General features: G+C 50.3%; 19 protein-coding genes and 9 tRNA genes. 9 read left to right on the plus strand and 19 right to left on the minus strand.

The genetic code is table 11. From position 1 onward, the window contains the following. The first annotated feature begins 3 nt into the window (after window positions 1-3). From QCD60_RS27985 to cyoE, 3 genes are all read left to right on the plus strand, one after another. A complete protein-coding gene (locus QCD60_RS27985) occupies window positions 4-609 on the plus strand; it encodes a cytochrome o ubiquinol oxidase subunit III (protein ID WP_279790469.1) in 606 nt (201 codons plus the stop codon). After that, window positions 610-945, plus strand: a complete 336-nt coding sequence (gene cyoD / locus QCD60_RS27990; RefSeq protein ID WP_104155750.1) for a cytochrome o ubiquinol oxidase subunit IV — start codon at window positions 610-612, stop codon at window positions 943-945. A gap of 76 nt (window positions 946-1,021) precedes the next feature. Further along, window positions 1,022-1,915, plus strand: coding sequence for a heme o synthase (cyoE, locus tag QCD60_RS27995; RefSeq protein ID WP_279791079.1), 894 nt, complete (start codon window positions 1,022-1,024; stop codon window positions 1,913-1,915). 503 nt (window positions 1,916-2,418) lie between these two features. On the opposite strand, the gene QCD60_RS28000 is transcribed toward cyoE, so the two are convergent. The 3 genes from QCD60_RS28000 to QCD60_RS28010 form a co-directional block, all read right to left on the minus strand. Beyond that, a tRNA-Ser gene (locus tag QCD60_RS28000) sits at window positions 2,419-2,508 on the minus strand. A 104-nt stretch (window positions 2,509-2,612) separates the two neighbouring features. Then, window positions 2,613-3,101 (minus strand): YiiD C-terminal domain-containing protein, encoded by a 489-nt coding sequence (locus tag QCD60_RS28005; RefSeq protein WP_279790472.1) that lies wholly within the window; start codon window positions 3,099-3,101, stop codon window positions 2,613-2,615. After that, the gene (locus QCD60_RS28010) at window positions 3,094-3,654 is read right to left on the minus strand and encodes a nitroreductase (protein ID WP_279790475.1); all 561 of its coding nucleotides are present in this window, start codon (window positions 3,652-3,654) and stop codon (window positions 3,094-3,096) included. Before QCD60_RS28010 ends, QCD60_RS28005 begins: the two co-directional genes overlap by 8 nt. Window positions 3,655-4,182: 528 nt before the next feature. On the opposite strand from QCD60_RS28010, the gene QCD60_RS28015 reads away from it, so the two are divergent. Continuing rightward, window positions 4,183-5,277, plus strand: a complete 1,095-nt coding sequence (locus QCD60_RS28015; protein ID WP_279790477.1) for a hypothetical protein — start codon at window positions 4,183-4,185, stop codon at window positions 5,275-5,277. A gap of 103 nt (window positions 5,278-5,380) precedes the next feature. Here the strand turns inward: QCD60_RS28015 and queF are convergent, their stop codons facing one another. From queF to QCD60_RS28030, 3 genes are read right to left on the minus strand one after another with little or no spacing between them, the layout of a single operon-like run. Beyond that, window positions 5,381-6,199, minus strand: a complete 819-nt coding sequence (queF, locus tag QCD60_RS28020) for an NADPH-dependent 7-cyano-7-deazaguanine reductase QueF (protein ID WP_279790479.1) — start codon at window positions 6,197-6,199, stop codon at window positions 5,381-5,383. Window positions 6,200-6,211: 12 nt separating this feature from the next. Beyond that, window positions 6,212-6,985, minus strand: a complete 774-nt coding sequence (locus QCD60_RS28025; RefSeq protein ID WP_279790481.1) for an ABC transporter permease — start codon at window positions 6,983-6,985, stop codon at window positions 6,212-6,214. Further along, entirely contained in the window at window positions 6,982-7,911 is a 930-nt protein-coding gene (locus tag QCD60_RS28030) for an ABC transporter ATP-binding protein (RefSeq protein ID WP_104155757.1), read from the minus strand. Before QCD60_RS28030 ends, QCD60_RS28025 begins: the two co-directional genes overlap by 4 nt. A gap of 192 nt (window positions 7,912-8,103) precedes the next feature. Between QCD60_RS28030 and QCD60_RS28035 the strand changes: the two genes are divergently transcribed. After that, window positions 8,104-8,508 (plus strand): PA2817 family protein, encoded by a 405-nt coding sequence (locus QCD60_RS28035; RefSeq protein WP_279790484.1) that lies wholly within the window; start codon window positions 8,104-8,106, stop codon window positions 8,506-8,508. Between the two features lie 163 nt (window positions 8,509-8,671). Here the strand turns inward: QCD60_RS28035 and QCD60_RS28040 are convergent. The 8 genes from QCD60_RS28040 to QCD60_RS28075 form a co-directional block, all read right to left on the minus strand. After that, window positions 8,672-8,747 (minus strand) — tRNA-Gly (locus tag QCD60_RS28040). A gap of 1 nt (window position 8,748) precedes the next feature. Further along, window positions 8,749-8,824, minus strand: a tRNA-Glu gene (locus tag QCD60_RS28045). Window positions 8,825-8,865: 41 nt separating this feature from the next. Next, a tRNA-Gly gene (locus QCD60_RS28050) sits at window positions 8,866-8,941 on the minus strand. A 1-nt stretch (window position 8,942) separates the two neighbouring features. Continuing rightward, a tRNA-Glu gene (locus QCD60_RS28055) sits at window positions 8,943-9,018 on the minus strand. 41 nt (window positions 9,019-9,059) lie between these two features. Further along, window positions 9,060-9,135, minus strand: a tRNA-Gly gene (locus QCD60_RS28060). A 1-nt stretch (window position 9,136) separates the two neighbouring features. Next, window positions 9,137-9,212: transfer RNA gene (locus tag QCD60_RS28065), tRNA-Glu, on the minus strand. A gap of 41 nt (window positions 9,213-9,253) precedes the next feature. Then, window positions 9,254-9,329 (minus strand) — tRNA-Gly (locus QCD60_RS28070). 1 nt (window position 9,330) lies between these two features. Continuing rightward, window positions 9,331-9,406: transfer RNA gene (locus QCD60_RS28075), tRNA-Glu, on the minus strand. 453 nt (window positions 9,407-9,859) lie between these two features. On the opposite strand from QCD60_RS28075, the gene QCD60_RS28080 reads away from it, so the two are divergent. Next, window positions 9,860-10,630, plus strand: coding sequence for a hypothetical protein (locus QCD60_RS28080; RefSeq protein WP_279790486.1), 771 nt, complete (start codon window positions 9,860-9,862; stop codon window positions 10,628-10,630). 146 nt (window positions 10,631-10,776) lie between these two features. Here the strand turns inward: QCD60_RS28080 and QCD60_RS28085 are convergent, their stop codons facing one another. Further along, window positions 10,777-12,480 carry a lysophospholipid acyltransferase family protein gene (locus tag QCD60_RS28085; RefSeq protein WP_279790488.1) on the minus strand — a complete coding sequence of 568 codons (1,704 nt, stop codon included), beginning with the start codon at window positions 12,478-12,480 and terminating at the stop codon, window positions 10,777-10,779. Window positions 12,481-13,020: 540 nt separating this feature from the next. Between QCD60_RS28085 and phaZ the strand changes: the two genes are divergently transcribed. The 3 genes from phaZ to rluB all read left to right on the plus strand — a co-directional run bounded on the left by phaZ (window position 13,021) and on the right by rluB (window position 16,745). After that, the gene (gene phaZ / locus QCD60_RS28090) at window positions 13,021-14,250 is read left to right on the plus strand and encodes a polyhydroxyalkanoate depolymerase (protein WP_104155600.1); all 1,230 of its coding nucleotides are present in this window, start codon (window positions 13,021-13,023) and stop codon (window positions 14,248-14,250) included. A gap of 389 nt (window positions 14,251-14,639) precedes the next feature. Further along, window positions 14,640-15,740 carry an extracellular solute-binding protein gene (locus QCD60_RS28095; protein WP_279790492.1) on the plus strand — a complete coding sequence of 367 codons (1,101 nt, stop codon included), beginning with the start codon at window positions 14,640-14,642 and terminating at the stop codon, window positions 15,738-15,740. A gap of 144 nt (window positions 15,741-15,884) precedes the next feature. Then, window positions 15,885-16,745: a 23S rRNA pseudouridine(2605) synthase RluB gene (rluB, locus tag QCD60_RS28100; protein ID WP_279790494.1), complete on the plus strand. Its 861-nt coding sequence runs from the start codon at window positions 15,885-15,887 to the stop codon at window positions 16,743-16,745. Between the two features lie 73 nt (window positions 16,746-16,818). On the opposite strand, the gene QCD60_RS28105 is transcribed toward rluB, so the two are convergent. From QCD60_RS28105 to QCD60_RS28120, 4 genes are all read right to left on the minus strand, one after another. After that, window positions 16,819-17,445 carry an L-threonylcarbamoyladenylate synthase gene (locus QCD60_RS28105; protein ID WP_104155603.1) on the minus strand — a complete coding sequence of 209 codons (627 nt, stop codon included), beginning with the start codon at window positions 17,443-17,445 and terminating at the stop codon, window positions 16,819-16,821. A 51-nt stretch (window positions 17,446-17,496) separates the two neighbouring features. Then, entirely contained in the window at window positions 17,497-18,030 is a 534-nt protein-coding gene (locus QCD60_RS28110; RefSeq protein WP_347950276.1) for a hypothetical protein, read from the minus strand. Between the two features lie 312 nt (window positions 18,031-18,342). Further along, window positions 18,343-18,780 carry a pilin gene (locus QCD60_RS28115; protein WP_279790503.1) on the minus strand — a complete coding sequence of 146 codons (438 nt, stop codon included), beginning with the start codon at window positions 18,778-18,780 and terminating at the stop codon, window positions 18,343-18,345. Window positions 18,781-18,897: 117 nt separating this feature from the next. Then, window positions 18,898-19,386, minus strand: coding sequence for a pilin (locus tag QCD60_RS28120; RefSeq protein ID WP_347950277.1), 489 nt, complete (start codon window positions 19,384-19,386; stop codon window positions 18,898-18,900). Between the last annotated feature and the right edge of the window lie 310 nt (window positions 19,387-19,696).

Consider the following 19,696-nt stretch of genomic DNA (forward strand, 5'->3'; position numbering starts at 1 on the left):
CCCATGTCCACTGAAGCACTACATCACGCCCATGATGATCATGGGCACCACGATGCCGGAGCAACAAAGGTCTTCGGTTTCTGGATCTACATAATGACTGACTGCATTATCTTTGCGACCCTGTTCGCAACGTATGCAGTCCTTCACAACAACATTGCCACCGGCCCAAGCGGCAAGGAAATTTTCGAGCTGCCATTCGTGCTGGTTGAAACTTTCCTGCTGCTGATCAGTAGCTTTACCAGCGGTATTTCCATGCTGGCGATGCACCAGGGCGATAAAGCCAAGGTCATCAAGTGGCTGATCATCACTGCCCTGCTGGGTGCAGGCTTCGTTGCAATGGAAATCTATGAGTTCCACCACCTGATTGAAGAAGGCATCGGTCCCGACAAGAGCGCATTCCTGTCTTCATTCTTCACCCTGGTGGGCACTCACGGCTTCCACGTAAGCTGCGGCCTGATCTGGATGGTGGTAATGATGTTCCTTGTTTCCAAACAAGGACTCACCGACACGAACAAGACTCGTCTGACTTGCCTGAGCTTGTTCTGGCACTTCCTGGACATCGTCTGGATCTGCGTATTTACCGTTGTTTATCTGATGGGGGCAATGTAAATGAGCGATCATCATTCACATGGCAGTGGTGGCGCGAGCCACGGCAGCATGAAGTCCTACGTAAGCGGCTTTATTCTGTCCATCATTTTGACCCTGGTACCCTTTGCCCTGGTTATGTTCCCAGGTCTGGCCACACCGGTCACCGCCGTTATTGTCATGGTAATCATGGCAATCGCTCAGGTACTGGTTCAGCTGGTGTTCTTCCTGCATATGGATAGTTCATCAGAGCAAAGCTGGAACGTGATGGCATTTGCCTTCACCATCCTGATTGCGGTCATCCTGATCGGTGGTTCGGTCTGGATCATGTACAACATGCATATCAACATGGTCCTGTAAGACTGTCCGCCTACCGTAAGAGCGGGTGCCTGCCGGCACCCTTTCTTACGCCTCTTCAACTGGTAAGCGTGTTCTGATGATTAAGAGATACTTACTCGTTACTAAGCCGGGAATCATTTTCGGCAATCTGATCTCTGTTGCCGGGGGCTTCTTCCTAGCTGCCAAGGGCAGCGTAGATTTATCCCTGTTTCTGGCCACAGTGGTTGGGCTGTCATTGATCGTGGCATCAGGATGTGCACTGAATAACTGCATTGACCGCGACATCGATCGCAAGATGGAACGTACCAAGAATCGCGTCACCGTCACTGGCGCCATGTCCACCAAAGCAGCATTCACCCACGGCATCGTTCTGGGCTTGATTGGCTTTGGCATGCTTTATTACTGGACCAACCTCGTTGCACTGGGATTTGCAGCATTCGGCTTCTTTATTTATGTGGTTGTCTACAGCCTCTACATGAAGCGTAAATCCGTCTACGGCACACTGGTTGGCAGCTTTTCTGGTGCAGTACCACCCGTCGTCGGATACTGCGCCGTCACTGGCAATTTCGACATAGGCGCTGCAATCCTGCTGATCATGTTCAGTCTGTGGCAGATGCCCCACTCCTATGCCATTGCGATATTCCGCTTCAAAGACTATGAAGCAGCGAATATCCCCGTCCTTCCCGTTGCTCAGGGCATCAACAAAGCCAAGCACCATATCGTCATCTACATCGTTGCCTTCGCCCTGGCGACAGTCATGCTGGCCCTGAGCGGCTACGTCGGCTACGGCTATCTGGTGGTTGCCTGCGCAACCAGCTTGTGGTGGCTGGGAATGGCACTATCAGGCTATAAGTCCAGCACTGATGATCGGTTATGGGCCCGCAAGGTTTTTGTGGTTTCGATCGTCACTATTACCGCACTGAGCATAATGATGGCAGTCGATTTCCAGACACCGGCATCGCATCTGGATATGCTGGCCTATCTGGGCTAAGCGATCGAAGCGCAATTTAAAAACCCCACTTCATAGTGGGGTTTTGCATTTGCAGCCTGCCACTTCTTGTGGAAGTGATTACCAGTCTTATAACCGCCAGCACAACTGCACATTAACCAACAGCGAGCAGCACCTAACAAACAATGCCCTTCACATAAGCGGAGCGCCAACCAGGAAAAAGTGACGGGTCGCCCACTCCTCGCTTCAACCTGAATTAAAGCCATATCAACCAGGCTATCCCACTCTCCATGCATAGACCTTTAGAGCCGCTATAAACGACCCTCAGGCCAACATCACAGTTTAGGATACGGAATCAAACGGGACGGGAAACACAGCGAGAAACGAAGCGGCTTCAAAGAAGAAAAACAGTCAGAAGCACCAGCACCAATGCCTGCAAGATTAGAAGCACCAGCCGCCCAAAAAAAGACGCGCAAACGTATGCTATAACGCAGAAAAACAAAAAGCCCCGACTGATATTTCAATCGGGGCTTTTCATTGGAATCTGGCGGTGAGGGAGGGATTCGAACCCTCGATACGGTTTCCCGTATACACACTTTCCAGGCGTGCTCCTTCAGCCACTCGGACACCTCACCGGTTGCGTTCATCGCTGAACGCGGTGCGTAATGTACTTAATAGGCATTTGAAACGCAAGCATTTTTTTCATCAGTACAACTCAGGCAAAGCAGAGCGATGAGCTTCACACCTGCTCTGCACGAGCAAAAGCAACAAAGCGCCCTGACAACGTAACCGCCACCTCGCCATTACTGCGAATTTCTGCACGTAACGGCAACGAGGCTTTTCCTCGTTCCGCAAGCTTGCGCAAAAAGACCTCAAGCAACGGCTCCTCCGGGTAGAAGCAAAGCGCACAGAAGTCCGCTTTAACGGGAGCCAGGTACGTCAGCTCACTGGTATACACAACCACATCAAAACCATTTGCCTTGATAGATTCGGCATAAATGGATGTCAGAGACCAACCAGACAGCGTAGCGATTGCTGAAAGAGCTCCTCCGAAGCCGGTCCCCTTGTCATTCACGTTGGGAGCCAGGGGAGCGCTCAGCGACAACCCCTCTTCCTGTAGCGAGATACCTTGCAGTGACATGTGCGCGACAAGCGGGATCGTGTTCAACAGCCTGTGCTCAACCCTAAGGACATCAGCATCATCGAACACTCTCATCAGCTCACCCATGCCACGATGTTACAAAATCAGCACTATTCAACACGGGCGAGACCGGCAGATGCCCTTTCGGCGTGCCAATGTAAATATAGCCAATATTCACCTCCCCCCTGGCCAATCCCAGCTGCTGATTAATAACTTCATCATCCGCCACCCAACCAGTACGCCAGATAGCTCCCAACCCCTGAGCATGGGCAGCCAACAGGATGTTCTGTGCCGCAGCGCCCGCAGACAGAATCTGCTCCTGCTCAGGAACTTTAGGGTGCTGCTGGCAGCATGCGATTACAACAATAAGCATGGGAGCCCGCAGCGGCATATTGAGGCATTTTTCCAGAAAAGCTGGATCCGCATCAGGATCATTATCCATAGCCACCTGAGCAAATAATTCCCCAAGGCGAGCAAGCGCCTCACCCTGAACGACAAGAAACCGCCAGGGGCGCAATGCTCCATGATCAGGCGCACGCAACGCTGCCTGCCACAAAAGCTCCAACTGATCCGAAGTGGGGGCTGGCCCGGTCAGTTGAGCCACAGACACCCGGTGCTGAAGTAAACTTAATGCATCCATAAATAACTCTCGCTCGCAAACAGATAAGAAAATAATGTTGGTACGTCATTACCGACTCGCATCAGCAGAGTCGATTACTGCCTTTCAGGCTATCGTCAGAGACGACTGAGAGAGTATGAAAATGCAGATATGTTTAAACTTGTCCGCATTCGCAGATACAAAACTCTTAATTGTTACGCAGTACGTTACACGCTTTAGTCAAATATGATGCTGAAACATTAAACTGAAAACAGCTAATATCCTGTCTCAGATCTGCCATAAAGATATATACGAATTAGACTATGCTTACACAGACGAGCATAAGGAACCTCGACTAGGGAACATAGACAAAACTTGAGCACGGCTGACGGTCAACTTGCACTGCGGATGACAATTATCAAGCGACGCAAGGCGTTGCCAAACGAATTATTTAGTACACTCGAGCCATACCAGCCTGATCATTATTAACGCTTGAGTAATAGGCTGTGGAGCCAGTGGCACGCTTAAAGCCCGTACCTGCTTAGCGGATCTGAACAATGGGAATATTGAATGAGTTTACAGGACCCTTTTATGCTGCTCGCCCTTGAAGCAATTGTGGTTTTGGCATTTTTACTCATCCTGCTGGCAGTTTTCAGTCGCTACCAGAATCAACGTATTAAACGCCTGAAATCTCAGTTGGAAAGAGGCCCTGAACAGATGCCTGACCTTGATCTTGCTGATATAGATGGTGAACAGGACAGCAGCTACCGCTACCACCTGAACAAAGCATTGCAGCATACCGTTCAACACTATAAAGAGCTGCGCCCTGACCAGACCAACTTTGAGTTCAACAAAGATCTTCCTGCCGAGGTTCAGACCACGGCAATGCGGCTGATGTTCCTGCATGCTGAAAAACAGGCTCTTAAATCAAACGATGAAAACAGCTTCTGGGACAGTATTCACAAAAGCCTGTCACGCGTTGCCGAAGCGTACATAGAAGATTTTGAACAAAAAAGGCGTAAACCTGAACCGGTCACCCTCGTTGAACCAACCAGTGTGGTCAACGCTTCAGGCCAGCCCCGACAGGAGGCAGAATTGCTTGGGCATCTCATCCCGTCAGTAAACAAATTAATGCGGCAAGCCGCTGAATCCAGCAAACACCTCTCTACACTTAACTCAGAGCTGGAAAAAACAATCCAAAATCAACCAGCACTCAAAGATACACTCACCGCCCTGTCAACAGCCTTTGGCCCTAACTATCCCGCTGATAGCGAACCAGCCACAACAACGCTGAATGGATGGAGAGAAACCCTGTCTTCGCTGAAACAGGCTCAGCAAGCCTGTCAGAACGCGCTGACACTCGATATGCCAGCCCCGGATGAAGATCTTAACTTACTGAAAGATAAGCTCGCTGATTTGCTCTGGTATACCAATGCCCAGATTCCTGAATATCTTGAGCAAATTCAAACGCTTCAATCAGCAACGGGCCAGCTTCATGATGCACTGAGCACCATCCGCCCCAAAACTCAGCATCACGCGTTTATAGAGGAGATGCTCAAAGAGTCCAGAGACATGCATCACGTATTGAGGACCGATCTTGAGCGCCTCCAGGGCCAGCTTAAACTCATTGAATCTGCTACGCAGACATTCAGCTTGCTGCAATGAGACCGAATGACATAACAAGGCGCTGTAAGCCGTATACTAAAAAGCCGGAACAGCGTTAGCTGCCCCGGCTTTTCATGCCAGACCCAAATGTACGCCCGTAGGGTTACTGGCGTGGTAAGCGGTAGAACGTAGGCATCGACTCCGATGTCGATCTCCATGGGTTAATATCCAACCCGCCACGACGAACATAGCGTGCATAAACCGTGAGCTGTTCTGGCCGACAACGCATCATTATGTCAGTAAAGATCTGCTCCACACACTGCTCGTGGAAGTCACCATGATTACGATAAGAGACGATGTAGCGTAACAAGGACTCGTGGTCTATGGCCTTACCGACATAGCGAACGACGACCGTCCCCCAGTCAGGCTGACCCGTTACCGGGCAGTTGGATTTTAGCAAGTTGCTATGCACCACCTCCTCGACCACCGCATCCGCCCCTTTGGCATGAGACAGCAAAGCCGCTTCCGGAACGTAGTGATCAATCGCCACATCAAGGTCATCCAGACACAAACCCTCAGGTAATGAAGGCACCAACAACTGATGCAATGGCTGCAGTGTCACCGACACCCGTGCGCCCGCAGCAGCTGAAAGATCCCTCGTCATCATCTCAGCCACCCGATCCCAGCTTGCTACTCGATAGCCATTGAAGGAGTTCAAGTACAGCTTGAAGGACTTGGACTCAATGATGCTTGGTGAATCACCCGGTATGCCGAACGTCGCCATCGCAGCCACGGGTTTGCCTTTCTCATTCAGCCAGGAGATTTCATAACCAGTCCACACGTCCGTGCGGTAGCAGGGTCCAGTCCAGATCTGCTGACGAGGAATAGGACACAGCTGAGCCGGATCATACTGATCCACGTAGGCACTTTTTTCACCCAGAGGAGCCTGCGCCTGCTTCAACAATGATTCAGTCTTACTCATCTCTCCCCACCTCTAATTACGAATACCCTTGCCCGATTTCAACAAATGCAGGCAATACACAAACAAGGCCACACTGAACAGCAGGATAATTCCTATCGCCGTACCAACATTGATATCTGAAACCCCAAGAATGCCAAACCGGAAAGCGTTGATCATATAAAGAATCGGATTGGCCTGAGAGGCTGCCTGCCAGAAGGGAGGTAACAGCGTGATGGAATAGAATACGCCGCCAAGATAGGTTAATGGCGTCAACACAAAGGTCGGCACAATGGAAATATCATCAAAGGTATGGGCAAAGACCGCATTCACAAAACCACCAAGTGAAAACAGGAAGGCAGTTAGAAACACGACCAGTACCGTAATGCCGATATGGTGCACATGCAGCTTGGTAAAGAACAGCGACAATAACGTCACAATCAGCCCGACAGCAAGGCCACGTGCAACACCACCTAACACATACCCTGACAAAATGACCCAGTTAGGCACAGGAGATACCAGCAGCTCTTCTATATGCCCCTGAAATTTCGTACCAAAAAAAGACGATACGACGTTCCCATAGGAATTTGTGATCACCGACATCATGATCAGCCCCGGCACAATAAACTGGATATAAGTAAAACCACCCATATCACCAATGCGGTTACCGATCAGGTTGCCGAAGATGACGAAGTACAGGGTCATAGTGATCGCTGGAGGCAGCAAGGTCTGCACCCAGATACGAGAAAAACGGCGAATCTCTTTAATAAATATGGTCCAGAACGCCACCATCAGTTCGCGCGAGGTCATATACTCTCCCCTCTGACCAAAGCCACAAACAACTCCTCCAGTCGATTAGCTTTGTTTCTCATACTGACCACTTCAATTCCGTGTGCCTGCAAACCGGAAAACAGCGCTGTAATACCGCGCGACTTCTCCACTTCAACTTGCAGCGTATGCTCACCCACAAGGCTCAACGGGTAATGCTCCAATACCGGTATATCTGCCGGCAGAAGATCACGACTGATATCCAATAAGAATGTCTCAGTATTGAGCTTGGACAGCAGAGACCGCATCGAGGTGTTCTCGATAATCTCGCCTTTGTTAATGATGGCAATATGCCGGCAGAGATTCTCTGCCTCTTCAAGGTAGTGAGTGGTCAAGATAATCGTCGTACCTTCCTCGGAGTTGAGGTCACGCAGAAACTCCCAGAGAGAACGACGTAACTCGATATCCACTCCTGCAGTGGGTTCATCTAGAATGAGCAATCTGGGAGAGTGCACCAATGCCCGTGCGATCATCAGCCGCCGTTTCATGCCGCCTGATAGCATTCTTGACACGTTGTTGCGTTTTTCCCAAAGATCGAGCTTTTTCAGTAACCGCTCAGCACGGGGAGCCGCGACATCAGCGGGGATACCATAATACCCAGCCTGGGTAATGACCACATTCCAGACTTTCTCGAACTGGTTGAAATTGAACTCTTGTGGCACGACGCCAAGCATTTTCTTGGCGCTAGACAGTTTTGTGTCCAGATCATAGCCAAAGATAGTGACTGAGCCTTCCGTCTTTCTCACCAACGACGAAACGATACTTAGCGTGGTAGACTTGCCCGCGCCATTAGGCCCTAGCAAAGCGAAAAAATCACCTTGTTCCACATCCAGATCTATGCCTTTTAAAGCCTCGAAACCATTACCATATACCTTTCGCAACCCACGTATGGTTAGCGCTTTGGTCATAACCTATCCCCAATTATGCAGTGGCCACCTTTTTTAGGGTGGAAACCTGGCATTTTCAACCAGACCTGGGTGAACCAATGCGTTTCGAATTCTGAATCAATCACGTCCGCTTAGCGGCGGCGGTATTACATCAACGATGACAGGCTCACGGGCCATCCCCCGAATTAGCCTGACCTCAAAGGAATCCACTACATGAATGATCAACAATGGTTTGAGTATCATCTGGATCAGCTGCTAGAAAGCCTCAATAAGCTGGAAGCACTGCCAGAATTCGCTCCTGAACACATCAGCGAGACTGACGAATTATTTTTAGAAAACTTCCAGCATTTGATTGAAAGTATGTCGACACACAGTGGCGATTGGTATGCAGAAGGGCAAGACGTCATTAATCAGCTTGTTCGCCTTTATCCTCAGCATACTCATTTGGCGAGTCGCGACCTGTTTTGGTTTTTCGGCGGCGACTGCCTGCATTTTCTCGATGACGAAGAAATCGAATTCTACCAGAACATTGAAGAGTTGCGCTTTCAGGCTGAACAACAGGGCTTACATTTTGATTATGAAGCGTTAAAAGATCGCTTTGGGAAAACGACGCACTGATAAGCCTGCACGGCTGAGCCTCGCCTAATCGAGCTCAGCCTTCAGGAAAAGCCAAGATACTGATCAGTCAGGAGTAGGAAGAATTACAGGAAATCAAATGGAATAACACCACAAATCTGTGATGCTGACGCTGATGAGAAGAGAAATGAGACAAGACAAGAAATGGAGCGGGAAACGAGACTCGAACTCGCGACCCCGACCTTGGCAAGGTCGTGCTCTACCAACTGAGCTATTCCCGCGTGGCGTCCCATAGGGGGTTCGAACCCCTGTTACCGCCGTGAAAGGGCGGTGTCCTAGGCCACTAGACGAATGGGACACATAACATTCTTTAGCCACTTCACTCCTTAGAGTGGTAAGTGGAGCGGGAAACGAGACTCGAACTCGCGACCCCGACCTTGGCAAGGTCGTGCTCTACCAACTGAGCTATTCCCGCGTGGCGTCCCATAGGGGGTTCGAACCCCTGTTACCGCCGTGAAAGGGCGGTGTCCTAGGCCACTAGACGAATGGGACACATAACATTCTTTAGCCACTTCACTCCTTAGAGTGGTAAGTGGAGCGGGAAACGAGACTCGAACTCGCGACCCCGACCTTGGCAAGGTCGTGCTCTACCAACTGAGCTATTCCCGCGTGGCGTCCCATAGGGGGTTCGAACCCCTGTTACCGCCGTGAAAGGGCGGTGTCCTAGGCCACTAGACGAATGGGACACATAACATTCTTTAGCCACTTCACTCCTTGGAGTAGTAAGTGGAGCGGGAAACGAGACTCGAACTCGCGACCCCGACCTTGGCAAGGTCGTGCTCTACCAACTGAGCTATTCCCGCGTGGCGTCCCATAGGGGGTTCGAACCCCTGTTACCGCCGTGAAAGGGCGGTGTCCTAGGCCACTAGACGAATGGGACGCGGCCTGCATCAGCTCATACTTAACATTCTCACCGAGTGCACTGTACGACTGCTGCGGGCGCGTATACTACTCACACCCCTCATTTCGGTCAAGCTTTTCCTGCTTCATTTTTACTAAGCAATTCATGGATCTATAAATAAAGAGCAGTGAGCACAGACGAAGCACTGCCCCGTGACAACCGTCCTCACCACTACTTATTAAATGAAGGCGAAGACTGTTATCTGTCATCCTATTAATGTAAGTTTTGCCTAAGTATGTGATTGGCCGACGCAAATGCACGTTAGCCTGTGAGCAGACTGAATGCGACACGGCGGCAGACGTACTGGAACCCTGCCCTTATAACGCACTATATAGATAGAAGTAACATTCAGAACGAGCACCTCGCTCTATCTATATAGATGTCAAATCTACCGATACCTGACCGAATTGTTATAAAGGGCCTGAGATTGCAATGACCGCAACGCAAATCGCCATCATCATTGTGCTTGGAGTGGTTGCCTTGATCATCATGGCCATGATTGGGCAGTCTGTTGAAAACAATCGGGCCAAAAAGCGTCAGCGCGTTATCGCAATCAAAGATCAGGTTCGCCATGTCCATACCAACCTGCAACAGACGCCTGAAGGATATGTGCCCACCCCGCTTCGTAATGCCCTACTGCAGCTGTTGATAGCAAGACTGCATGAACTCAAATCACTCGATGCCAAAGACCCGCTGCCAGACTCCTTGTTAGGAGAATTACGCGCCGAACTAGAAGAGTCGAAACAGCAAAGTACTGGTGACGAGCCAGCTCCGATTCTCTACTCAGAGAAGCAGGCAGTATTGATCAAGCGTCAATTGAGCCAACTCAGCCAGCTGGTCAAGTCATTATATGAACAACGTCTGTTCAACCATCAGCAAGCACAACATTACATCCAGCACCTGAAACTGACCTCCCGACAAATATCCTTGGATATCGCATGGCTTACAGCTCAACAGTATGACCAGCGTGGCAACTGGAAGGCAGCCAAAACAGCACTAGCCCAATGCCTCAGTGGTTACCAGCAACTAAGTAAATACTGCAACATGGACGAGCGCATTCGAACTATCACTCAACGTCTGGAGCAATTGAAGGCCGTGCAGGAGAAAGTCATTCTGGAGCAAAAAGAGCAGCTGGAAGACCAACTGAAGCGGATAGCAGATGAAGAGAACAAGTGGCGTATCAAGCAGGATTATGAAGACTAACCAGAGCACTACAGAACATCGAACTCCTCACAACACGTGATAGAGACCAAAACACGGAGACCTCTCACAGAGGCCTCCGTCATACCCTCGAACAGAAATAGCCCTGGCTCCCACTGAGCAATCCAGCCAGCAGCGCCATAGGCAACTTAGCCTAGGTACCGTTCGCGCTTTTTGGCCGTCAATCGATGCAAGTCCACCAGCACCAGGCCATCAACGCAGTAGCCAAAGTCTGGATCCACTCCGAAATCCAAAAAGCGTACGCCTCCGGGCTCGCACACCTCCGAATACTGCTTGTACAAAGTGGGCACCGTCACACCGTAGTGAGCCAGACGCTCTTTTAACTCAGTGAAATCCGTGTCGTAGTCACTACCCACAAACACCGTATCCAGCAACCGTTGATCTGCCTCGGGAATAACAAAGGGAGCATTGGCTATTGCAAGATGATCGCGATCAGGGAAGTACATCCGATAAAATGTCACCAGCAAGTACTTGGCAGCGGCGGGATAACTGTTACTCAAACTCACCGGACCAAACAGATAGCGGATTTCAGGGTGGCATTTGAGATACGCACCAATCCCCTGCCAGAGGTAGTCCAGACTGCGACGCCCCCAATAGCGTGGCTGCACAAAACTACGCCCCAACTCAATTCCCTGCTCGAAAAATGGCTGCATATCCGGCCGGTAGCGGAACAATTCAGCTGAATAGATCTCCTGCCCCTGTTCCGCAATCTTGGCGACCTCTCCCAAACGATACGCCCCGGCGATCTCCAGCGCTTCTTCATCCCATAGAATAAGATGCCGGTAGTAGCGATCATACTTATCGACATCCAGACGCTGCCCCGTCCCCTCCCCCACCTGACGGAACGCCAGCTCACGCAAGCGGCCAATCTCTTTCATCACAATGGAGTCAGGTCGATAGCTGAACAGATAGATCCGCTTGCCGTCCTGCGTACTTCCCAGACACTCAGCCTCAACCAGTTCCTTTTTCAGAGCCTGACGATCCTGAGGATGCGCAATAGTATTTTCCGTGACGAATAACGGCTTGCCGTTTCGACCCAGGCGATAGATGTGTTTCTTCAACATCTTTGCCTTGGTGTTGTTGTTGACGGGTAGCTGATCTATCTGCTGAAAGGGGATCGGCTTGCCTACTTTCACCGACAGCACCTTGTTACGCTGCTTGAACATCTCATTGGCGAGCATCAAGGTGGAGAAAGGCTTGTACGCCATCGATAGCCCGTAAAACAGCATCGAGTTTTTACCCTGCACATGAACAGGCAGGATAGGCGCATTAGCCTTCCTGGCAAACAGCAAAAACCCTGACTGCCATTTACCGTCTTTGATCCCGGTAAAACTTGCTCTGGAGACTTCTCCGGCAGGGAATACAATGACGGCCTCATCGCGCATCAGCGACTGAACTATACGCTGAATGCTTCGCTTATGGCCCTGGTTCGCCATATTGTCGATGGGCAAGAAAAGCGACTGAAGTGGGGTCAAATGACCGAGCAAGTCATTCGCTACAATACGCACATCACGACGTACACTGCCCACCATCTGCAGCAATGCCAAGCCATCCAGAGAGCCAAGCGGATGGTTGGAAACGATGACGACACGCCCTGTCGCCGGTATGTTGCTGCGATCCTGATGACTGATACGGTAACTGAAGTTGAAATACTCCAGCACCTTGTCAAGAAACTCGAAACCCTGAAGCCCCTGATACTGATCGAGAAAACGATTAATCTCGTTTTCATGGATCAGTCCACGCAGCAGGCTTAGAGTCGAGTGCCTAACCAACGGCGCACGTTGCTGGAATGCGGGATACTTGTTGGTGATGACCTGCTCAATGTTCAGCATGGCGAACGGCTCCTGCTATGCTCAGATAGCAACACCTTAAGAAGCATCGATGACGATTTGACGACACAAAATCGAACTTCAGGCGGTTTCGAACCGATACTCCCCACTGACACTTTCAAGCCAGATCATTCGCGAAACTGGCGCAATTTTGAGCAGCAATTGCCTTCCTGACCGGCTACACTTATTCTTTGTGCATCGCACAACCAAGACTGATCACACCAGATAAGTGAGAACAGCCATTTTCCAAAGACGGCTAGCTAGGATTGTTTGACGCTCAGTAACGCCTGAGCTCAGGACGCCACTAATGTAGTGTTGCCGGTCAAAGACAAGCAGCGTATAGAGATGTAATAACTCGCACTTCTGCTGCTTCATTACTGGCCAGAATTGCGTAAGACGAAGTCACAATGGAAGCCTCAGCTGGTTTGCAGCCTTTTGCCATCAAAAGGGCTCCCATGCTGTCGTAGTCAATAAGTGGAACTGATATCTGGACACGGTCGCCCAGTAGATTTATTCAGGGATGCATACCAGCGGAGCCAATCTATGCTTTATGAAATGCACGCCCACACTCAACAAGCTCTGCAACCCTTGCACCTTTGGGCCCAGGCAATTCGCAAACAACTGTCATTGCCCTGGAGCACCCTCCCCATGCATCCTGCCGGGCGCACTATGCTAGCCAGCATGGAACTTATCGAGCGATGCACTAACAACTATGAAAAGCCAGAGTTTGAACTGGTAGGGACCGAAATAGATGGTCAGCCGGTTCTGGTCAGAGAAGAAGTGACGCTGGCCAAACCCTTCTGCGATCTGATCCACTTCCGTCGCTTCGGACACTTCAACCATCCCAAGGTGCTGCTGGTTGCCCCCATGTCCGGGCACTACTCCACACTACTACGCGGCACAGTTGAGCACTTTCTGCCTGATCATGAGGTGTATATCACCGACTGGATCAATGCCAGAGATGTCCCCCTGTCGGAAGGCGGCTTCAGCTTTGATGACTACGTCAGCTATGTCATCGAGTTCATCAAATACCTGGGGCCGGATGTCAACGTCATCGCCGTTTGCCAGCCCAGCGTCCCCGTCCTGGTCGCCTGCGGATGGCTGGCCATGAGCCAGTCCAGCTATCAACCCCTGACACTCACCCTGATGGGGGGCCCTGTTGATACTCGTATCAGCCCCACAGAGGTAAACGATTACGCCTCAAACAAAGATGTAGAGTGGTTTGAAAATAAAGTCATTTGTACCGTCCCTGAAATGTATGCAGGCGCGGGCCAACGGGTATATCCAGGCTTCATCCAACTGTCTGGTTTTATGATGATGAACCCTGATCTGCATGTGCAGAAGCATTTCAAGTTCTTTAACGACCTGATCCAGGGTGACGGTGACAGCGCCGAGGCACACCGCAAGTTCTACAACGAATATCTCGCCGTGATGGACTTACCCGCCGACTTCTATCTGGAAACGCTGCACAAGGTGTTTATTGAGCATCAGATGCCACGTAAATTGATTGACTATCGTGGCGAACGTATTGATCTGTCTGCAATCAAGAAAACGGCCTTGATGACCATTGAAGGGGAGCTCGATGACATCACGGGTCAAGGCCAGACCAAAGCGGCACAGGAACTGTGCTCGGGATTAAGTGCTGATAAAAAGCTTCACTACATCCAGAAAGATGTCGGTCATTATGGAATATTCAATGGCCGTCGCTTCCGCTCAGAAGTTGGCCCTCGCATCAAACAGTTCATCCAGACCCACAGTCATCCCACCAATTAAAACGCTTCCTTTTACCCCCTATTCACCATGAGTCGGATGCCCCTTTGGCAGAGAGCATCCGAACTCATAACCGCCCATTTGCACATCAAGGATAGATAATGCATCGTGGTGAAAGTATTTGGCACCAAAGGTAACCACTGCTACCTTTCTATCAGGTCTGATCACTTTCTCTTCTATCAGTGACATAGACCAGCGTGAATATATAAGCCCTCTACTCACCATGGCCCGATTTCTGCTTGGGATTCATGGGTAAGCTTTATAGAAGCTTAGTTATCAAAGAAGCACGAGTTATCGAAACGCTCCAGCAATGCATCATTGCATGCCGTACAGCGCACTCTTGATGGAGCCTGTATCGGCTTAAGTTTTCTAACCTCTGGATACGATACAAGATGACAAAATTTCCGAGATTGACACTTGCCGCTCTGGCACTTGCAACCGCAGCCACAGCTCATGCGGATGACGCCAAAACCCTGCATATTTACAACTGGTCTGACTATATTGCAGAAGACACGCTGAGTAACTTCGAGAAAGAGACCGGCATCAAGGTTGTATATGATGTTTTTGATAGCAATGAAATGCTGGAAGCCAAGGTACTCTCTGGTAAAACAGGCTACGATCTGGTGGTACCAACCGGTGCATTTCTGTCGCGTCAGATCAGTGTTGGGGCATTTCAGCCTCTGGACAAATCAAAACTCCCCAACTGGAAAAATCTCGACCCGTCTCTGCTGAAAGAAATGGCGTCCTTTGATCCGGATAACAAATATGGCGTCCCCTATATGTGGGGTACCACAGGCATAGGCTATAACGTCGACGCCATCAAGAAACGCCTTGGTGACGATGCACCTGTAGGCTCATGGGACTTGCTGTTCAAACCCGAATACATCAGCAAGCTGGCAGATTGTGGCGTAGCCTTCCTCGACTCACCAACCGACATCATCCCATCTGTACTTGCCTATCTTGGCAAACCACCGAACAGCACTAACGCGGACGACTATGAGAAAGCGGCTAAACCGCTGCTGGAGTCTATCCGTCCTTATATCCGCTACTTCCACTCATCCCAGTACATTAACGACCTTGCCAACGGTGATATCTGCGCCGCAATTGGCTACTCGGGTGACATTCTGCAGGCGGCTTCACGTGCTGAAGAAGCCAAAAACGGCGTCAAGATCGCCTACAGCATTCCAAAGGAAGGCGCTCAGCTCTGGATCGACTCCTTCGCCATTCCCAAAGACTCTGCCCATCCTGAACTGGCACACAAATTCCTGAATTACTTGATGGAACCCAAAGTGATTGCGGACGTCACCAACTACGTCTGGTATGCCAACCCGAATGCAGCGGCAGACCAGTATGTAAATAAAGACATTCTGGATGACCCAAGCATCTACCCACCAGCAGAAGTTAAGAAAAACCTTTACGTATACAAAACCAAGGATGCCAAACTCCAGCGTGTGATGACCCGAGTATGGACAGGCATCACCAGCGGACAATAACCGCTCACACCCTTAAAACACCTTGATGCTGGCACCAGCCAGCATCACCTCTTTATCCTGTCCCTGGGCTAGACTATACTCTCGCGCCCTTGCCCAAGCGCAAAGGCCTTTCCCCGCCGTGAGGCGCTACCATCGGAGTACATCATGCAAGACGAAAAACTACAGAAAGTATTAGCCCGTGCAGGTCTGGGCTCTCGCCGCGAGCTTGAAAAGGCCATTGTAGAAGGCCGCGTGACGGTCAATGGTCAAATTGCCACCTTAGGTGACCGTGTTACCGGTGCGGAAGTCATTGCCTTCGACGGCCAGGTGGTACGTCTGGATCAGCTTGATGAACGCAGCACTCGCGTTCTGATTTATAACAAGCCTGAAGGCGAACTGGTTAGCCGCGTTGATCCTGAAGGACGCCCTACCGTATTTACCCGCTTGCCTCGAGTAAAAGGGGAACGCTGGATCGCCGTCGGCCGTCTGGACTTAAACACCTCTGGATTGTTGTTATTCACTACCGACGGGGAACTGGCGAACAAGTTGATGCACCCTTCAACTGAGCTGGATCGCGAATACGCGGTACGCATCATGGGTGAAGTCGACGATGACATGATTAAACGTCTCAAAGACGGGGTAATGCTTGAGGATGGTCCAGCACGCTTTACCGACGTGCGATTTTTCGACGGCCAGGGCATCAACCGCTGGTACCATTGCGTACTGATGGAAGGTCGTAACCGGGAAGTTCGCCGCCTGTGGGAGTCACAGGGCGTAAAAGTCAGCCGGCTGAAACGCGTCCGCTACGGTCATATATTCCTGCCCAGCCGCCTGAAGGCGGGATCGTGGGAAGAACTAGGGCAAAAAGACGCCAATGTAGTCTATGAAATGGCTGGCCTACCGGTGAAACGAGTGCCACAGAAAACAGCTCAGCAGCAGGTCGCCTACGAGCGTCAGCAACGCAAGCAAGTGAAGCGTCCCGGAGCTCGCGCTGGCAAACGTTCTGGCCGAGTCGACAACGGCTAATACGTTCTTAGTTTTTGTCATTATTTACCTCAGCAAGCCCTCACTTGCTGAGGTGTATTCTCCAGTAGCGTGCTTAACTGCCCATAAACGGTGAAGGGTCTCCTGCACCTACGCGGATGACTTCCACTCCCTCATCGGTCAAAGCCACTACGGTACTGGCCTCCATACCGGCATACCCGCCATCTATTACCAGATCCAGCTGATGTTCAAGGGTCTGACGTATATCGTAAGGGTCGGTCATAGGCTGATCATCGCCAGGCAAAATGAGCGACACACTCATCAAAGGTTCATTCAGCTCTGCCAGCAATGCCAGTGTTATCGGGTTGTTGGGCACTCGAATTCCGATTGTTTTCCGTTTGGGATGAATCAGACGCTTTGGCACCTCACGAGTGGCATCAAGAATAAAGGTGTAAGCCCCTGGGGTATGCGCTTTCAACAAGCGAAAATGATGGTTATCCACTTTCGCGTAGGTCGCCAATTCGGATAAGTCACGACAAATGAGAGTAAAGTTATGTTTTTCATCCAGCTGGCGGATACGTCTGATTCGCTCAACTGCGTCCTTATCACCAATATGGCATCCCAAAGCATAAGCACAATCAGTGGGATAAGCGACCACACCGCCTGCCTTTATGATTTCAACAGCCTGGCGAATAAGACGAACCTGTGGGTTCTCCGGGTGAATCTGAAAAAACTGGCTCATAACAAAGTCCACTGCGACAAGTGCCTTAAAGCATAGCACAACCAGACAAAGCTATTCCCAGAGGCTCCATACAGGGCGCACATTGCCTGGCAATGCGGTATATCCCCCAGGAAAATGGTAAGGCGCTTCCGGACCATGAAAGTCACTTCCTGCCGACGCAAGCAAATCAGCATCCTGCGTCAGTCTGGCTAAATACTCCACCTGATCTCGCGGCTGAAAGCCATTACATACTTCCAAGGCTTTCCCACCAGCAGCAGCAAAGTCAGTGATCAGCGCCTTTAACTTGGTATTGGTCATTTGATACTGTTTGGGGTGCGCCAACACGGGAATACCACCAGACTCCACTATCACTTCGACCGCTTTGGCCAGCGAGGGCCACTCGGACTTGATGTCACCTATCTTCCCCGCCCCCAGATAACGTTTGAAAGCAGCACGCATATCCTTCACATGCCCCTGCTTCACCATCCAGCGGGCAAAATGCGGACGACCTAACTGATTACTGCCACTCTCTTCACGAGCCCCTGCCAGAGCCCCTGCCATGCCTAACTTCTCCAGACGTCTGGCAATTTCCTCCGCGCGTCGCACACGCGCTTGCTGAATCTCACAACAGTGGTCTGATATAGGCTCAGGCACTGTCATATTAAGACCAACGACATGGATAGTCTGCTTGCTCCAGACACAGGACAGCTCTGTACCCGCAATCACCTGTACCGTAGAGTGTTTTACCATTGAGGGGAAAAAGGGCATGTCATGATCGGTGATAGCCAAAGCGGAAACACCACGGTCTGCCGCAACCGAAAGCAAAACTTCAGGAGAGAGGTGGCCATCTGAGCGAGTAGTGTGGGAGTGGAGGTCGATAACCAAAAACTTCTCACTTTTTTTAACTTTATTAACGCTTCACATCAGACTACATGAGCTGGGAAGATACTCTGACTTCCAGTTATGGCTAGCAGTAGTATCAAAAATGCAGAGCCAAGTTCCGTTGGAGTCACGAGTTAGAAACACCTTGACCCCCCTTATTGCATAATTACTTCCTGCTCCCATGGTTGCGACCAAACTTACAACATCTCCGTCAACAATTATAGATACCCCATTTGAGCCCACCTCCTCAAACAAGGACGAACCAGTGAACCCTAGAGAGGATGAGGTGCTAGGCACAACACCATCGTTTACAAGCACCTCTACGGAATGCTTCAACTCTGACACTTCATGAACAGCACGCGCAAGCTGAGCTCGCGACGAATAATCTTGATAAGCTGGCAATGCCAAGCCAGCCAATACACCAATGATGGCAAGGACAATCATCAACTCGATTAAAGACCAGCCATTTTGCATTACGCGCAAACCAATCTAATGGAAAAAAGTGACGTTCACCCTTTCTGGATCTATACAAAGAAAAGTTAAGCATAAGATAAAAAACTCCGCGGAAACCGCGGAGTTTTGAACATTCGATTACGGATTATTGGCGGTACACCCTGTTGGACGCCACTGAACATCTATACTTGAAGTACAGGTCCACGTGCCAGTAGTATCACGTGACCATACCAAAGTATCGCCAGACAGTTGAGACGTAGCACTACCGCCCAAAGTAGCGGTGATAGTAGCCGCACCTGTTGCAGCTGTAATAGCGACTTGAGGAACGCCAGTACCTGCAGGTAACACTGCTGTCCCTTGAGTCGCACCAGTTAACAATGTTGAACCCGTTGCCCCAGGATCACATTGACCTGCCGCTGTTCCAATAGTTGTGCGTCCATCCAAAATACATGACTCGACAGCTGTTTTCAGAGAGCCAGCCTCATCCATTACACGAGATGCCTGTGACTTTGCCACATAGTTTTGATATTGAGGAATCGCAATCGCCGCCAAAATACCGATGATTGCGACAACAATCATCAGTTCGATCAATGTAAAGCCCGCCTGAGCTTTGTTACCCATTTTCATGTCCATATTCTCCCGGATAGTATGTTTCAATCTGCATCATTGTAGAACCAATAACCCAGACTGTGCGAGACATCTTTATCAAAAAAACCACCATGTTCAAGCACCTTTCACCCCCTTTACCGACAGGCCACTGACCTTACCCTAAAGCAACAGCACCACACGCGCAGAAAGAAACAAATGACACAAAAGTCAAAAAATGACAAAGATTTGTTGATCAACGATGGGTAAAGATAATGAAGAGCACTAGGCTATACTTGGCTCTCAGGTTATAAAACCCACATAGCGAAATGTAGTACAGGTCAAGTGACAT

This window comes from Pokkaliibacter sp. MBI-7 (assembly GCF_029846635.1).
Taxonomy (GTDB): domain Bacteria; phylum Pseudomonadota; class Gammaproteobacteria; order Pseudomonadales; family Balneatricaceae; genus Pokkaliibacter.

Excerpts from the sequence above, each read along its gene's own strand:
- QCD60_RS27985 (WP_279790469.1), top strand. The coding sequence starts at position 4 with ATGTCCACTGAAGCACTACATCACGCCCATGATGATCATGGGCACCAC.
- cyoD (WP_104155750.1), top strand. The coding sequence starts at position 610 with ATGAGCGATCATCATTCACATGGCAGTGGTGGCGCGAGCCACGGCAGC.
- cyoE (WP_279791079.1), top strand. The coding sequence starts at position 1,022 with ATGATTAAGAGATACTTACTCGTTACTAAGCCGGGAATCATTTTCGGC.
- QCD60_RS28005 (WP_279790472.1), bottom strand. The coding sequence starts at position 3,101 with ATGGGTGAGCTGATGAGAGTGTTCGATGATGCTGATGTCCTTAGGGTT.
- QCD60_RS28010 (WP_279790475.1), bottom strand. The coding sequence starts at position 3,654 with ATGGATGCATTAAGTTTACTTCAGCACCGGGTGTCTGTGGCTCAACTG.
- QCD60_RS28015 (WP_279790477.1), top strand. The coding sequence starts at position 4,183 with ATGAGTTTACAGGACCCTTTTATGCTGCTCGCCCTTGAAGCAATTGTG.
- queF (WP_279790479.1), bottom strand. The coding sequence starts at position 6,199 with ATGAGTAAGACTGAATCATTGTTGAAGCAGGCGCAGGCTCCTCTGGGT.
- QCD60_RS28025 (WP_279790481.1), bottom strand. The coding sequence starts at position 6,985 with ATGACCTCGCGCGAACTGATGGTGGCGTTCTGGACCATATTTATTAAA.
- QCD60_RS28030 (WP_104155757.1), bottom strand. The coding sequence starts at position 7,911 with ATGACCAAAGCGCTAACCATACGTGGGTTGCGAAAGGTATATGGTAAT.
- QCD60_RS28035 (WP_279790484.1), top strand. The coding sequence starts at position 8,104 with ATGAATGATCAACAATGGTTTGAGTATCATCTGGATCAGCTGCTAGAA.
- QCD60_RS28080 (WP_279790486.1), top strand. The coding sequence starts at position 9,860 with ATGACCGCAACGCAAATCGCCATCATCATTGTGCTTGGAGTGGTTGCC.
- QCD60_RS28085 (WP_279790488.1), bottom strand. The coding sequence starts at position 12,480 with ATGCTGAACATTGAGCAGGTCATCACCAACAAGTATCCCGCATTCCAG.
- phaZ (WP_104155600.1), top strand. The coding sequence starts at position 13,021 with ATGCTTTATGAAATGCACGCCCACACTCAACAAGCTCTGCAACCCTTG.
- QCD60_RS28095 (WP_279790492.1), top strand. The coding sequence starts at position 14,640 with ATGACAAAATTTCCGAGATTGACACTTGCCGCTCTGGCACTTGCAACC.
- rluB (WP_279790494.1), top strand. The coding sequence starts at position 15,885 with ATGCAAGACGAAAAACTACAGAAAGTATTAGCCCGTGCAGGTCTGGGC.
- QCD60_RS28105 (WP_104155603.1), bottom strand. The coding sequence starts at position 17,445 with ATGAGCCAGTTTTTTCAGATTCACCCGGAGAACCCACAGGTTCGTCTT.
- QCD60_RS28115 (WP_279790503.1), bottom strand. The coding sequence starts at position 18,780 with ATGCAAAATGGCTGGTCTTTAATCGAGTTGATGATTGTCCTTGCCATC.
- QCD60_RS28120 (WP_347950277.1), bottom strand. The coding sequence starts at position 19,386 with ATGAAAATGGGTAACAAAGCTCAGGCGGGCTTTACATTGATCGAACTG.